The organism is Embleya sp. NPDC001921 (assembly GCF_053594475.1).
This window is the reverse complement of the sequence record NZ_JBSFEO010000018.1, coordinates 1-14,076: the sequence shown is the minus strand read 5'-3', so window position 1 is coordinate 14,076 and position 14,076 is coordinate 1. Positions and strand designations below refer to the sequence as shown.

Sequence of the window (14,076 nt, the reverse complement as noted above, 5' to 3'; positions counted from 1 at the left end):
CGGTGATGGCCGAGGCTCTCATCGAGCGATGGCGCCTGGCGGTGCTGCGGGTACGGCTCGACCTGACCCGGTCCTCGCCGATCGCGGCGGCCGAACTGGTCGGATATCCCGCCGGCGGCGCCACGACCTACTGGCGCGCCGACTTCGACTACCGCGGATTCGGGCTCTCCGAGGGCTCCGGGCCGCCGACGCGCCCGGTGGTGCCGCCCGACCTGGTCGAGGCCGTCACGCACTGCCTCGACGCGGACTTCGGGGCGGATACCGCGCTGTGGTTGCGGCTGATGCCCCCGTACGGCCACCTGGGCGCCGTGCCGTGGGAGGCCGCCCTCGTACCGGCCACCGGTCGTCCGCTCGTGCGGGTTCCCGATCAACTGCCGCCGGGATCCGACCCGGGTCGGGTGTGGACCGTGGCCGTCGCCGTGTCCGTGGCACCGGACGCGCCCTGGGTGGCCGGCTATCTCTCGTCGTTCGTCTCGTCGCTGCGCTCCGCCGTCGCGGGCGGCGTGGACGTGCACGTGTTCACCGACCCGGGGGTCGAACAGGCGTTGCGTACGCTGCTGCACGAGGGTCCGGACGAACCGCGGGTGCATCTGCACGACGCCCGCGACGCCGTGTGGCTCGAGCGCTCGGGGCAACGCGACCCGCAGGCCGAACCCGGTGGCGACGTACTCCCTGTGCCGGGGAGGGTGTTGTGGGGGGATTGGATCACCGCGGGGCTGGACGGCCGCGCGGTGCGGGCGCTGCACATCGTCACCGACGGCGCCTTCGACGGCGACCGCCCCGTGCTGTCGGTGAGCGCCGATCCCGCGCTGCCCGCCGCGCGATCCGATCGCGCGTACGTGAGCGCGGACCGCGTGCGGCGCCTCGCCGATCGGGTCGGCGCGTCCGTGTTGTCCTTCGGCTCGCCCCCGGGCAATCCCTGCGACGCGGCCACCCGGATCATCGCCGACCACGTCGGTCTGCGGCGTGCGGGGCCCACTCTCTACAGCGCGTTGCCGCTGGACCCCGCCGGATACGCCTTGGCCCAGGCACACGCGTTCGTCGCCGGCGCCCCTGGATCGGTGCCGATACCCCGCGACCCCTCGCTGTTCGCGTACCTCCAGCCGGAGTTCGTGCAGGCCGCGCTCCAGGACCCCTGGCCCGATCCGGACCGGCCCGGCCAGACCTGGCTCAGCGGGCGGGCGCCCATCGGGGATTCGGCCACCAGCGGCGCGATCCTGCCGGACGCGCTCGGCGTGGCCGGCGGCGACGCGATCACCGCGCGCTACGCGGACGCCGATTCGGTGCCGATGTGGGTTGCCGCGTCCACGCGTTACATCGAGAACCAGGTGGCCGCGCTGGTCCGTACGGCGGGCGTGCCGGGCGAGACGCCGGCCGCGAAGCAGGCCTACGACCTCGGGGTCGGGCAGGCCATCGCCGAACTGCGCGCCCTCGTGGACCGGCGGATGCGGGAGTCGTGATGCGTACCGTCCTGGGTTTCGAACCGTTCGGCGACCGCACCGTGCTCAAGTTGCGGGAGGCGCCCGCCAACATCCCGGGGCTGGGCACCAACGAACTCACCGACGTCACCGACCCCGGCGGCCCGATCGCCTCGCGCGGCGCGGCCCTGCTGGAGCGGCTCCTGCGCCATCCGGTGGTGAGTCGGGGGCTGGACGTCGCCCTGACGCAGCCACCGGCCGCCGGACCGGGGCCGCTGTACCTGCATCTGGTCTCGAACCAGGCCGATCAACTGCCGTGGGAGCAACTGCGGTCCGCGCCACAGGGTTTCATCGCCCTCGACGCCCGCTGGCCGATCGCCCGCATCGCCGCCGTCCGCAGCCCCGTCGATCGCCGCACGTTCGCGCCACCGCTGACCATCGTCGCCGTGCTGTCCGCGGCGCTGCGCAGTGGTGTGCCCCAACTCCAAGCGCTGTTGGCCGCCACCGGGCTGCCCGACGCCCGGGCGCTCGACACCCGCCTGCACGTGATCAGCGCCGAACAGGCCGTGCTGGACGCCGTCGCGGCGACCGGACGGCCCGAGGTCACCGCCGAGTCGATGCCCGCGACCGCCCCGGAGCTGGCCAGGCGGATCACCGCGGCCCGGCCGCACATCGTGCATCTGTTGTGCCACGGCGGGGCCGCCGCCGGTGTGCGCACGCTGGCCTTCGCGCACACCGCCGACGTCGACGCCCGCGAACCGGTCGGCTCCGTACAGTTGAAGCTGCCGGACCTGGTGGTCGCGTTGTTGCCGTGCGCGCCGTGGCTGGTCGTGCTCGGGGCCTGCCAGACGGCACAGACCTCGGACACGCTCTCCCTCGCCCACGAGTTGGTCTCGCAAGGGTTGCCCGCCGTCGCGGGCATGCGCAGGCTGATCGACCTCAACGACACCGACCGGTTCTGCGCCGCGCTGTATCCGGAGGTGATCGCCACCGTCCGGATCGCGGTGAAGGACGCCGGAGAGCACGAGGTCGACTGGGCCGCGACCTTCACCGCGCCCCGGCAGGCGATGGCGCAGGCCGATCCGACGCTGAGCGACTCGTGGTCGGATCCGGTGCTCTACGTGCAGGACGATCCGCTGCGGATCGTCTCGAGTTCCGCGCTCGGTGTGTCCGACACGGCGAACCTGCAGGGGCAGCTCGACACGTTCGAGCGGTTCCGCGCGACGCTCGACCCGAGCACCGCCGACCCGGGCCTGGTCGAGCGGGTCGACGCGCTGATCGCCGGACTGCGGGCCCGATCGGCGGGTGGTGGTCCGTGACTCTGCCGTCGGACATCCAGCTCAACGCCTGGACCGGGGACGAGGTGGCGCGGGCCACGACGGCCGACGACGCCACACGCTGGGGTGCCGGAACGCGCGGCATCCCGCGATCCCAGGCCGTGCTCCCGTTCGGCCCGCCGGTGGATCCGCGCGACTGGCGCTCGGCCGACGTCGGCTACGGGATCCTGCTCCCGGACGACCGGAATCTGTCCGATGCCGCGAAGGCGGCCGGCGAGGACGCCGAGGCACCGGTGCGCGAACTGCTGGCGGCCCGGCCGGACACCGTGGTGTTGCGCTGGAGCCCGGAACTGCCCGGCCACCTCCTGCGCCGGTACTTCGCGCGGGACCTGCCGCAGGAACCGGCCATCGGGTTGTCCGAGTTCGGCGTCGGCCGGGGCAGGCTCCCGAGGTACGTGGCGATCGTCGGCGGCCCCGAGGTGATCCCCTGGTCCGTGCAGTACGCCCTGGGCACCCGGCACCTGGTCGGGCGCATCCCCCTGTCCGGGGAGCCGCTGGCCCACTACGTGCGCGCGCTGCTCACGAACTGGAGCGACGCGCCGGCCCGCACGGATCGGGCGCTGGCCTGGACGGTCGACCACGGCCCCACCGACATCACCGCGTTGATGCGCGCGGTGATCGCGTCACCGCTGGCCGATCGGCTCACGCCGCCCCCGCTCGCGCACTTCCGCGATGTCACGGCGGCCGAGGCCACCGGCGCGGCGCTGCTGGGCGCCCTGGCCGAGATCCGCCCCGGACTGCTCGCGACCTCCAGCCACGGCCGGACCGGACCGCTGGGCGACCCCGCCGAGATGCGCGCCACACTCGGGCTGCCGGTCGACGGCACGCACACCACGGTGCCGCTGGACACGCTGTGCGACGCGGTGCCCGGCGGTTGCGTCTGGTACGCCCAGGCGTGCTGTTCGGCCGGCGCCGCGGGCGAGAGCTTCTACGCCGGGCTGCTGCCGGTGGGCAGTTCCGCCTTCGGCACGGTCGAGGCCGTCGCGGGCCTGGGCACGATGGTGGCACCCGCGGCCCTGCGACTGCTCGGTCGGCAGGACCCGGTGCGGGCCGTGCTCGGGCATGTCGAACCCACCTTCAGTTGGACGCTGCAGGTCGAGGACACCGGCCAGGGGCTCGGCGGGCGCCTGGTCTCCGCGCTGTCCACGCACCTGTACGCGGGCGAGCCGCTGGGCCTGACGCTCGCCGAATACCGGTCCGACGTGGGCGAGTTGCACACCCGCTGGGCCCGCCTGCGGGAGATGTTGGCGGGCGGCGACACCTCGGTCCGCGAGACGTTGACCAGGCTGCGCGTCTCGGCCCTGGACCGACAGAGCCTGGTGTTGCTGGGCGATCCCACCGTGGCCCTGCCCGCGTTGACCCACCAACCGTGAACCGACGTCCTCGACGGGCGCGGCGACCCCGCACCGGCCTCGACGCGGTGTGCGGCCCCGCCATCGGCGCCGCGTGGACGGCCCACGATCGGGTGCGGGTCGCCGTCCCCCGGTGGTTGGACCATCGTCTTCCGACCGGTCCGCCCGACTTCGACCAGCACGCGTTGAGGGGCGACGCAGCGCGCGTCGCCCCTTCGCGACCTGCGGCACCGACGGTCGCCGGGATTCCGCCCACGCCCGCCGGAAAACGTCTGCCGCCCGAAGCCGATTCCACCTCGACGATGCCCGAAATCCCGCGCGTCGCGCGCGAGTCCCGCGTCGGGCGGCGGAGCGGGCACCGACGGAGCGGTGCTCGACAGCTACGACGACGTCCGGAATCCGGCAATGCTTCCGACTGCCGCGACGCCCGTCTCGGGCAGGGCCGTGACCTGGCCTTGGGCCGCGGACTCGACTACTGTCTCGTTGCCGGTCTCGGACGGCCTCGAAGCAGCGATCCCGCTGCGGAGAGTGCTCCCGCGCTTCGTCGACCTGCCCTTGAGGAAGCCAGAGGAAGCCAGTCGACACCGATGGAGCCGTTCATGTCGCACGACCACAAGACCCTCGCCGTGACCGACGAGGGCGGCGTGTTGCGGGTTCGTCTCGACCGCCCCGACCAGGGCAACGCGCTCGACGAGACCATGTTGTCCGAACTGGGCACCATTCTCGTCGGACTCCGCGAACGCCCCGACATTCGTGTCCTGGTGCTCTCCGGTGCGGGTGACGACTTCTGCCTGGGCGGAGGTCGGGCCGAGATGGCCGAATTGTTGGCGGCCGACCCCACGGGGCTCGCGCTTCGCCGCCTGGGCGACCGGGCCCGTGCCGTGTGCGAGGCGCTGGCCGCGGCCGAAGTCGTCACGATAGCCCGGGTACACGGCAGAACGATCGGGGCCGGGGTGGCCCTCGCCCTGCACTGCGACCTGCGCGTGGGCACCGAGGACAGTCGTTTCCGGCTCCCCGAACTCGCGCTCGGACTCCCCACCACCTGGGGCGGCGCGCTCGCCCGGCTGATCAGCGAGCTGGGCATGTCGCGCGTTCGGGAACTGGTCCTGACGGCCGACGCCCTCGACGCGCAAACCGCCCACCGAATCGGCATGTTGCACCGCGTGGCGCCCTCTACCGACATCGACCGGGTGGTCGACGGTTGGATCAGGCCGACACTGCGCAGGTCGGCCTCGGCGCTGCGGACGAGCAAGGCGCTCCTGCACGCGTACTCCGCCCCGTCCCGGCTCGCGGACGTCGGGCTCCTGGACAGCCACCTCCTCGCCGTCGCCGTCGGCGAGGCCACCGGCGGCTGACCGGCACACCCGTGCCCGGCCGTCATCCACGGCCGGTGGCGGATGCCGCGCCGGCCACATGGCGTGAATCCGATGCGTCACCGGCGCTGATCCTCGTCGCGACGGGCGCGTGAGCGACGCGGGGTCCCACCGTCCGCCGTGTGCCCCGCCGGGCGGTTCGAGCGCACCTCGCGTGCCACGCCCGCCGCACGAGCCGCGTCCCGCGCACCTTCTTTTGCCCCGCGGCGAGGGCACGGCGTCGGCGCGCTCATATCGCCCACCGGCGTCTATGCATATGACGCATTCCCTATATCCGGTTCGCGCATTCCGGACCGCAATCCTCGCCGACCTCTCCAATCGGCCGATTTCCCACTCGAAATCCGTCGCCGATCACCGGTCGTATCGTCGACCAGGATAAAGCATCATGTCTCGATACTTCGGGACATACTCGCGTACTTCGTCAACTCCATCGCAGAACGGAATGGCTGAAAAACGCCGCGTGACGAGGATTCGATCTGGGCAACTCAACGCCATTAGAATCACAAGGCCCTACAACCGAGAGAGCAATGCCAAAAGTGACGCTTGGTGTCAATCAGACATATTCGGCGCGTGCGGAGGGGTCGGATCGAACCATCGCCGACTGCTCGTGATGTCGACACACTCGCCGAACCAAGCCGGCCACTCGGGCTTGCCTTATCGCGTGACGAGGATCTTGTAAATGGATTTCATGCACGACCCCGCACTCTGGTACGGGGTGATCGGCACGGGCGCCGCCGGGATATACGCGGTGCGAAGCCGAAGAACTGTCAAGGGTTTGCGTGAAAGAAACCGCACACTCGCCGAGAATGTGAATATGCGCGACGACGAGATTCTCAACGTGGCGCGAACCCTGCTGCCCGCCCTGGTCGAATCGGGCGAACGGCTCAAGGGCTCCGTCCTCCTGCACGAGGAACTACGCGACACCCCCTATGCGCAGGGCATCGAGACGGTGGTGGAGATGTTCACCACCGCGGTCGAGGACGCCCGAAACCGCGCCGATCATTCGGCCAAGACCGCTCTCAAGGCCGCGATGCGGACCCTGCAGGGCCTGGCGAGTGAGCAGCAGCTCGCGATCTCCGAAATGCAGAAGAACTACGCCGATTCCCAGCTCCTCCAGGACCTGTTGGGAATCGACCACATGAACTCGCAGTTCGGCCGGCGGGCCCAGGTGATCGCCGCGCTGTGCGGCGGTTGGACCGGAAGGCAACGCAACGCCACACCGCTCTACGACGTCATGCGCGGCGCCAAAGGGCGTATCCGGGACTATCTGCGGGTCGAGATCCGGATGCAGTCCAACGTGGCGGTCATCGGCCGAGCGGTCGAGCCGGTGGCCCTGGCAGTGGCCGAACTCCTGGACAACGCCGCCAGTTACTCGCCCCCGCACACCACGGTCGAGATCAACTTCCAGACCGTGCCCAACGGCGTCTGCATCATGGTCGACGACGCGGGTGTGGGCATGCACGAGGAGGTCCGGCAGAGCGCCGCGCGCTTCCTGACCGCGGACGAGCCGGTCGGCATCACCCGGCTGGGGCATCCCCCGCAGTTCGGCTTCCCCGTGATCGGCATGCTCGCGGCCCAGTACGGGTTCACCGTCTCGGTGGACACCCGCTCCCCCTACGGCGGTACCCGCGCGGTGGTCATGCTGCCTCCCGAACTGCTCACCACCGCCGTGGACACGGAGCCGTCGCCCGAGCAGCCGAGGCGACGCGAGCGCAGGGTCGCGGCCCAGCCCCGGGAAGTCGCGCCGTCCGCCCCGCGGGCCGCGCAGCCGGCCCCGTCGGCCCCGGCAGCCGCCCCGTCGGAGGACGACCTGCCGCAGCGCCGGCGCAGGGCGCCGCTCCCGGCCGCGCGGTCCGAACGGGCCGACCCGCCGGACGCCCCCACCCGATCGGACGCGGAAGTCGCGGGACTCATGGGTGCCTTCCAACGAGGCACCCGTTCCGGCCGCGTCCCCGACACAGACACCAAAGGGCACGAATCTCGATGAACAACGACCTGGCCTGGATGCTCAACGACGCGCTCAAGCTTCCAGAGGCCCGACACGCGATTCTCCTGTCCGCCGACGGAATATTGCGCGCGCACTCCGACGGAATCTCCCGTGACGAGGCGGATCGACAGGCTGCGGCGCTCTCCGGCCTCCAGTCGATCAGTCGCAGCACCGCGGAGTTCACCGGCAGCGCGGAAACACCGTGGCGGCAGACCCTGGTCGAGTTCGGCGACGGATTCATCTTTCTCGTGGCGGCCGGCCCCGGGGCCTATCTGGCGGTGTCCGCCACCGAACACGTCGATATGGAGATCATCACGTTTCGCATGCAACAGCTGGTCCGTCAGCTAGGAAAGGAAATGACCAGCCCGCCCCGACAGGACGTGGATCACGCCGTATGACGACGCCCGACAAGCCGGAGCCCGGCACTCCCGAATTAGTCCGTGCGTACGTCATCACCCAGGGCCGCGGGCACCCTACCCGTGACGGCCTCGACCTGGTCAGTCTGGTGATCGCGCTCCCCGGCGACATGTCCCCGCACATCCTGGATCCCGAGAAGAAGCGCCTGGTCGCCCTGTGCCGGGGCGGCATCCTCTCCGTGGCCGAGGTGGCCGGGCATCTCGAACTGCCCATCGGTGTCGTCAAGGTGCTGCTGTCCGACCTCATCGACAGCGGCGTCGTCGCCACCCGGCAACCCATACCCCCGGCCGAGTTGCCGCGGCGTGAACTCCTCCAGGAGGTGCTCGATGGACTCGCTCGTCTCTGACGACCGCCCCGGTGCCGGCCCCCCCGTCACCGTGGCCGACGTCTACCTCTCGGACAGCGTGCGCGTCGCGGCCAAGATCCTGATCGTCGGGCACTTCGCGGTGGGCAAGACCACCTTCGTCGGCACGATGTCCGAGATCCGCCCGCTGAGCACCGAAGAGACCATGACCCAGGCGAGCGTCGACGTGGACGACCTCACCGGCGCCGGCCGCAAGACCACCACCACCGTGGCATTGGACTTCGGCCGGCTCACCCTCAGCGAGCGCGTGGTCCTGTACCTGTTCGGCACCCCCGGACAGCAGCGATTCGCGCAGGTGTGGAAGGACATGACCATCGGCGCCCTCGGCGCCCTGGTACTGATCGACCCGCAGCGCTTCGACCAGTCCTTCGACGTGATCGGACTGCTCGAGGAACACGACATCCCGTACGCGGTCGCGATAAACCGCTTCGACGGAGCCCCCGCCTACCCCATGGACCGGCTCCGCGACGCCCTCGACCTCCTTCCCGATACGCCGCTGATCACGTGCGACGCCCGTGATCGCAATTCGTCGAAGGAGGCCCTGATGACCCTCGTCCGCTACCTCCAGGCCCGTGCGCAAAAGGAACCCGCGTGAACTCTCGTCCCGATGACCCGTCCGCGCCACCGCCCGGCTGCCCGGCGCACGCCGGCAACGGCGCGACCTCGCTGCACGGCAAGGCGTTCTCCATGGACGCCCACGCCGTGTACGCCGAACTGCGCCGCCAGGGACCTGCCGCACCCGTGGAGTTGGCGCCCGGCGTCGACGCCATGCTCGTGACCTCGCACGCCGCCGCGCTGCACGTACTGCACTCGCCGGAGGTCTTCGCCAAGGACCCGCGTCGCTGGCGGGCGCTGGCGGACGGCACGGTGCCGGCCGACAGTCCGGTCGTGCCGATGATGATGTACCGACCGAACTGCCTGTTCACCGACGGTTCCGAGCACCTGAGGCTGCGTCAGGCGGTGACCGACAGCCTGAACCGGATCGACCCGTACGAGCTGCGTCGATTCGTCGAGAGCAGCTCGGACTACCTGATCGATCAGTGGGGCGACAGCGGCTCGGTGGACCTGCTGCACGGCTACGCCAAGACCCTGCCGCTCCTGGTGTTCAGCCGACTCTTCGGCAGCCCCGCCGAGTTGGGCGACCGGCTCGTCGCGGGAATCTCGGGGATCTTCGAGGGCGTCGACGCGGAGAACGCCAACGCGGTGCTCACCGGCGCCCTGGTGGAACTGGTCGCGCTCAAGCGCGCCCAGCCCGGACCCGACGTCACGTCGTGGCTGATGGCGCATCCCAACCGGCTGAACGACGAGGAGATGATCCATCAGCTCGTCATGCTCATGAGCGCGGGCACCGAACCGCAACGCAACCTGATCGCCAACGGGCTGCGGCTGATCCTGTCCGACGAACGCTTCTCGGCCAGCCTGTTCGGGGCCGGAGGATCCGTCGAGGACGCGCTCGAAGAGGTGTTGTGGACCGACCCGCCGATGGCGAACTACGCCGTGCACTACCCCGTGCGCGACGTCGACCTGTCCGGCGTCACGGTGCGCCAGGGAACGCCGGTGGTGATCAGTTTCGCCGCCGCCAATACCGACCCCACGCTCTTCGCGCACGGACAGCGCCCGAACAACCGCTCGCACCTTGCCTGGAGCGCCGGGCCGCACGCCTGCCCGGCCAAGGACTCCGCGTGGCTGATCGCCACCGCCGCGATCGAGAAGCTCCTCAATCGCCTCCCCGACCTCGAACTGGCGATCCCGGTTCAGGAGTTGGACTGGCGACCGGGGCCCTTCCACCGGGCCCTGAACGCACTGCCGGCGCGCTACACCCCTGTCCTCACGCACCGGGCGGCGAGTACGCCACCGTCGGTACCGACGGCCGCACCGCGCGTTGCCGCCGCCGGCCGCGCCAACCGCGACGAGGACGTTCGCAAGCCGGGTGTGTGGAGTTCCTTCCTGAACTGGTGGCGCAACCAGTAACCCGGCGCACCACCTGATTCACCGAACCTCCCGGCCGGACCGGCCACTTACCGAGGTTCACCCACCGGCCCCACAACCGAAGAAGTCCCAAAGCGTCGGCCGCCCGGTCATCCGGGCGGCCGACCGATCACGCCTGTGCCGAGCGTCTAGTTGACATCCTGTTGAGTACCACCAAGGAGACGTCATGCAGTCCTCAGTATCCGCCACCGTGATTGACCGCCGGACCATCGTCGGCCTGTTGTCCCGCCTGCGCTCGGTCGGCGGACAGGCGGACCCCCTGCCCATCTACGCGGAACTCAGAGCGATGGGCGAAGTCGTGCCCGCGCCCTGGGGCGGATATCTGCTGACGTCCTACCAGGCCTGCGACCAAGTGCTGCGCAGTCCGGCCTGGCTCGCCTTGGACGGCGCGTGGCGCGCCGCCCAGACCGACGGCTCCCGCTGGACCACGCCCGCGTCCCGGGAACTCGCCCACACCCTGGTGGCGCTCAATCCGCCGCAGCACACCCGACGGCGCCGATCCATCAGCAACATCTTCGACCGGAGCACCCTCGACGCGATGCGGCCCGCCGTCGAGCGGATCACGGACGGTTTGATCGACCTCCTCGAGGAACGCATGGCGGCGGGCGAAGCCGACTTCGTCGACACCGTCGGTGAACAACTCCCGGTGGCGACGGTCGGGCACTGGCTGGGCGTGCCGGCCGAGGACTTCGACCTCCTGCGCGCTCTGACGCACGCCCAAGCGTACTCGCAGGAGTTGCTGCCCACCAAACGCCAACTCCGCGAGGCCGACGCCGCCGCGCTGGGACTGCGCGACTACTTCACCGCGTTGGTCGCGGAGCGGCGTGCGAGGCCCGGCGACGACGTGGTCTCGACGTGGCTGCGTACCTGGGACGCGATCGAGCCGGACCGGGAAGTCGCCGACGAGGAGGTCTACTTCCTGGTCATGTTCATCGTCATCGCCTCGCTGGAGACGACGTCGACCCTGTTGTCCACCATGATGTGGATCCTGGACCGACACCCCGCCCAGCGGTCCTGGCTGCGCGGACGACCGGAGGCGATACCGGACGCGATCGAGGAGGTCTTCCGCTACGACCCGCCGATCCACGTGACCACCCGCCTGGCCGGCGAGGACACCGAACTCGCGGGGGTGTCCATCGCCCGCGGGGAAGTGGTCCACACCATGCTCGGCGCGGCGAACCACGACCCGGCGGCCACCCCCGACGCGGACGACTTCGACGTCACGCGCCGGGGCCGACACATCTCCTTCGGCGGCGGGATCCACTACTGCATCGGCGCCGGCCTGGCCCGCCTGGAAGCCACCGTGCTCCTGGAGAAGACCCTGCGACGCCTGCCCACCCTTCGCGTCGTCACCGAACCGAACTGGGAGCCCCGCCTGGCCTTCCGCCGCGTCACCACCCTGCGGGTGAGCGAACGCTGAGCCCCCGCCGCCCACTTCCGGCGTCCGTCATCGCCGTGCCGGCGGTGACGGACGCCGGGGCAGGCAGGTCTGCCCTTCGGGGCAGCCGTGCGGACGTGGGCAGGGCGCCGTCCTCGCGGGAACATGGCGGGGACCCTCGGCGGCGTAGGAGGTCCGGCTCATGTGGCAGCGGCAGGTCGGCTCACCGGGACACCCCGGGCAGGACACCGGTGCGGATCGGCGGCGCCGGGCGAGCGCGTCGCCGACCCCCGCACCGTGGTCCGGCGGACGCCTCACCGACGACGCCGTGTCGGCCCTGCAGGGGTCGGTCGGCAACGCGGCCGTCGTTCGCATGCTCCGGCCCGACGCGACCACGGGATCCCCGGTCCCGGTGCAGCGCATCCGGTCCGACGAGGAGGAATCCGACGACGGCGCGGAACAGCCCCCACAACAGCCCCAACCGCACCAGCAGCAGCCCCACCGCAGGCGCCGGCACCGGCACTGACTCCCCATCAGGTCAGGGCGGGGATCACCGCGCCTGTCGCGCCTGCCTCTCCGCTCGTACGGCCGGTCGCCACGGACGACGCACAGGACGGCCCGCCGTGCCCGGTCTGCGGCACCCCGAACCGACCGGAACGCAAATTCTGCCACCGCTGCGCCGCCCCGCTCCACGCGCCCGCGCCGGCACCCGCCCTGCCGTGGTGGCGCACCGTCTGGCCCTTCCGACGCCGGGTGCGCGACGGATCGGGCCTGGTATGGCGCCGCCTGATCACCCTGCTCGTGGTCCTTGCCCTCGTGGTCGCGGGCTTCCTCCTCGTCCCGGTCGCCCGCTCCCTGTTCGAGGACACCAGGGACAAACTCGGCAAGGCCTCCCAGGTCACCCCGACCACGGTCACCGCCGGTGCCGAGGCACCGGGTCATCCCGCGAGCGCGGCCACCGACGGGATCACCAACGAATGGTGGGGCGCACCCTCCCTCGGCGATTCGCTCACGTGCGCCTTCGCCACCCCGTTCCGCCTGGTGGCCGTCGTCGTGCACGCCGGAGTCTCCACGACGCCCGAGGATTTCCGCCGCGGCGCCCGCCCCACCCGGCTCGACCTGCTGATCACCTCGACGGACGGCCGGGTGATAACCCGCACGATGACCCTCGACGACAGGCCCGGCCCCCAAACCCTCCGCATGGGCGTCCGCAATGTGATCTCGGTGCACTTCACCATCCGCACCGCGAGCGGCCCCGTCGCCGAACAACCCATCGCCCTCGGCGAAGTCGAATTCCTCAAACGCACCTGACCCGACCCACCCGATGCGGCCTCTACTTGCTCCGCAGCGTCCCCAGCGGGTCGGCGTCGTCCTCCAGTGCGGCGACCGCGGTCTTCCAGCCGGTGTCCTCGGGGTGGAGGGCGCTGCGGAGGAAGGCCGTGCTGAGCCGCTGGATCAGGGCGACCCGGGCGGGGCTCTCGTCCGTCGTCTCGGCGACCTCGTAGCCGGGGATGCCGCCGAGCGAGTGCTCCGCACCGAACAGGGTGAGCAGGCTCTTGTCTCCCGGACTGTGGGTGTAGGGGTCGGTGAACCAGTCGGGTCCGCGGGTGGACAGGTGGGACTGGTCGTGGTCCCCGGCCACGATCAGGGCCGGGGTGGTCATCGCGTCGAAGGACGGCCTCAGGAAGGGGAGGTGCTCGACGGCGAAGGGAGTCAGGTCGTCGCCCAGGCCGGTCAGCGCCAACAGCACGCCCGCCTTGACGCGGGGGTCGGACATGTCCTCGCCGGGGACGCCGTCGGCGTCGAGGACGCGCGCCCCGAGCAGCGCGCTCGCCGACTGGGCGCCCCAGGAGTGGCCGGCGACCGCGATGCGACCGCGGTCGACGCGGCCCGCGAGGCCCGGCACGGATGCTTCGAGGACGTCGAGTCCGTCCAGCACGCGCGTGAGGTCCTCGATCCGAATACGCCAGATCCCGGGCGTACGGGGGTCCTCGTGCGGGATGGCGAGTGTCCGGGAGTCGAGGTGGGTGGGCTGGACGACCACGAAGCCGTTCGCGGCCCAGTGGTCGGCGAGCGGCGCGTATCCGTTCATCGACCAGCCGAAGCCGTGCGAGAAGACGATGACGGGCAGGTCGCCACCGGCCGCGGGGGCGGACACGCGGACCTGGAGGTCCTCGCCGCGCCCCGGGGCGGCCAGGACGACCGGCTTCGCGGATATCACCGTCGTGCTCGTCGTGCTCGTGGTGCTCGTGGTGCTCGTGCTGCTCGTCGTGCTCGTGGTGCTCGTGCTGTTTGTGACATCCGTGGTGTTCGAGTCGGGCATGGAACTGCCTTCCGTTCGGTTGCTTCGCACTCGTGATTCGGTGGACCCGCCCGCCGCCCCCGGGGCGGGGGGGGGGGGGGGTGGGGTGGGGGGGGGGGGGAGGGACGGAGAACAGAAGCCGGGGCAACGCCAACCCCG

The 14,076-nt window shown here is 71.1% G+C and carries 13 protein-coding genes; 12 read left to right on the top strand and 1 reads right to left on the bottom strand.

Features of this window, described 5'->3' with window-relative positions:
• The first annotated feature begins 5 nt into the window (after window positions 1-5).
• The 12 genes from ACWCPW_RS21665 (at window position 6) to ACWCPW_RS21610 (ending at window position 12,926) form a co-directional block, all read left to right on the top strand.
• Window positions 6-1,460 (top strand): hypothetical protein, encoded by a 1,455-nt coding sequence (locus ACWCPW_RS21665; protein ID WP_449763221.1) that lies wholly within the window; start codon window positions 6-8, stop codon window positions 1,458-1,460.
• Window positions 1,460-2,737 carry a CHAT domain-containing protein gene (locus ACWCPW_RS21660; RefSeq protein ID WP_449763220.1) on the top strand — a complete coding sequence of 426 codons (1,278 nt, stop codon included), beginning with the start codon at window positions 1,460-1,462 and terminating at the stop codon, window positions 2,735-2,737. Before ACWCPW_RS21665 ends, ACWCPW_RS21660 begins: the two co-directional genes overlap by 1 nt.
• Entirely contained in the window at window positions 2,734-4,128 is a 1,395-nt protein-coding gene (locus tag ACWCPW_RS21655; RefSeq protein ID WP_449763219.1) for a hypothetical protein, read from the top strand. The genes ACWCPW_RS21660 and ACWCPW_RS21655 overlap by 4 nt, the downstream gene beginning before the upstream one ends.
• A gap of 578 nt (window positions 4,129-4,706) precedes the next feature.
• A complete protein-coding gene (locus ACWCPW_RS21650) occupies window positions 4,707-5,462 on the top strand; it encodes an enoyl-CoA hydratase/isomerase family protein (protein ID WP_449763218.1) in 756 nt (251 codons plus the stop codon).
• Between the two features lie 832 nt (window positions 5,463-6,294).
• The gene (locus tag ACWCPW_RS21645; RefSeq protein WP_449763217.1) at window positions 6,295-7,467 is read left to right on the top strand and encodes an ATP-binding protein; all 1,173 of its coding nucleotides are present in this window, start codon (window positions 6,295-6,297) and stop codon (window positions 7,465-7,467) included.
• Window positions 7,464-7,865, top strand: coding sequence for a roadblock/LC7 domain-containing protein (locus ACWCPW_RS21640; RefSeq protein ID WP_449763216.1), 402 nt, complete (start codon window positions 7,464-7,466; stop codon window positions 7,863-7,865). Before ACWCPW_RS21645 ends, ACWCPW_RS21640 begins: the two co-directional genes overlap by 4 nt.
• Window positions 7,862-8,230 carry a DUF742 domain-containing protein gene (locus tag ACWCPW_RS21635; protein WP_449763215.1) on the top strand — a complete coding sequence of 123 codons (369 nt, stop codon included), beginning with the start codon at window positions 7,862-7,864 and terminating at the stop codon, window positions 8,228-8,230. The genes ACWCPW_RS21640 and ACWCPW_RS21635 overlap by 4 nt, the downstream gene beginning before the upstream one ends.
• The gene (locus tag ACWCPW_RS21630) at window positions 8,211-8,843 is read left to right on the top strand and encodes a GTP-binding protein (protein WP_449763214.1); all 633 of its coding nucleotides are present in this window, start codon (window positions 8,211-8,213) and stop codon (window positions 8,841-8,843) included. Before ACWCPW_RS21635 ends, ACWCPW_RS21630 begins: the two co-directional genes overlap by 20 nt.
• Window positions 8,844-8,935: 92 nt before the next feature.
• Entirely contained in the window at window positions 8,936-10,219 is a 1,284-nt protein-coding gene (locus ACWCPW_RS21625) for a cytochrome P450 (protein ID WP_449763359.1), read from the top strand.
• A gap of 184 nt (window positions 10,220-10,403) precedes the next feature.
• A complete protein-coding gene (locus ACWCPW_RS21620) occupies window positions 10,404-11,657 on the top strand; it encodes a cytochrome P450 (protein ID WP_449763213.1) in 1,254 nt (417 codons plus the stop codon).
• Between the two features lie 160 nt (window positions 11,658-11,817).
• Window positions 11,818-12,141, top strand: a complete 324-nt coding sequence (locus ACWCPW_RS21615; RefSeq protein WP_449763212.1) for a hypothetical protein — start codon at window positions 11,818-11,820, stop codon at window positions 12,139-12,141.
• A gap of 227 nt (window positions 12,142-12,368) precedes the next feature.
• Entirely contained in the window at window positions 12,369-12,926 is a 558-nt protein-coding gene (locus ACWCPW_RS21610; RefSeq protein WP_449763211.1) for an NADase-type glycan-binding domain-containing protein, read from the top strand.
• A gap of 22 nt (window positions 12,927-12,948) precedes the next feature.
• Here ACWCPW_RS21610 and ACWCPW_RS21605 read toward each other — a convergent pair whose 3' ends face one another.
• Window positions 12,949-13,938, bottom strand: coding sequence for an alpha/beta hydrolase family protein (locus ACWCPW_RS21605; RefSeq protein ID WP_449763210.1), 990 nt, complete (start codon window positions 13,936-13,938; stop codon window positions 12,949-12,951).
• Between the last annotated feature and the right edge of the window lie 138 nt (window positions 13,939-14,076).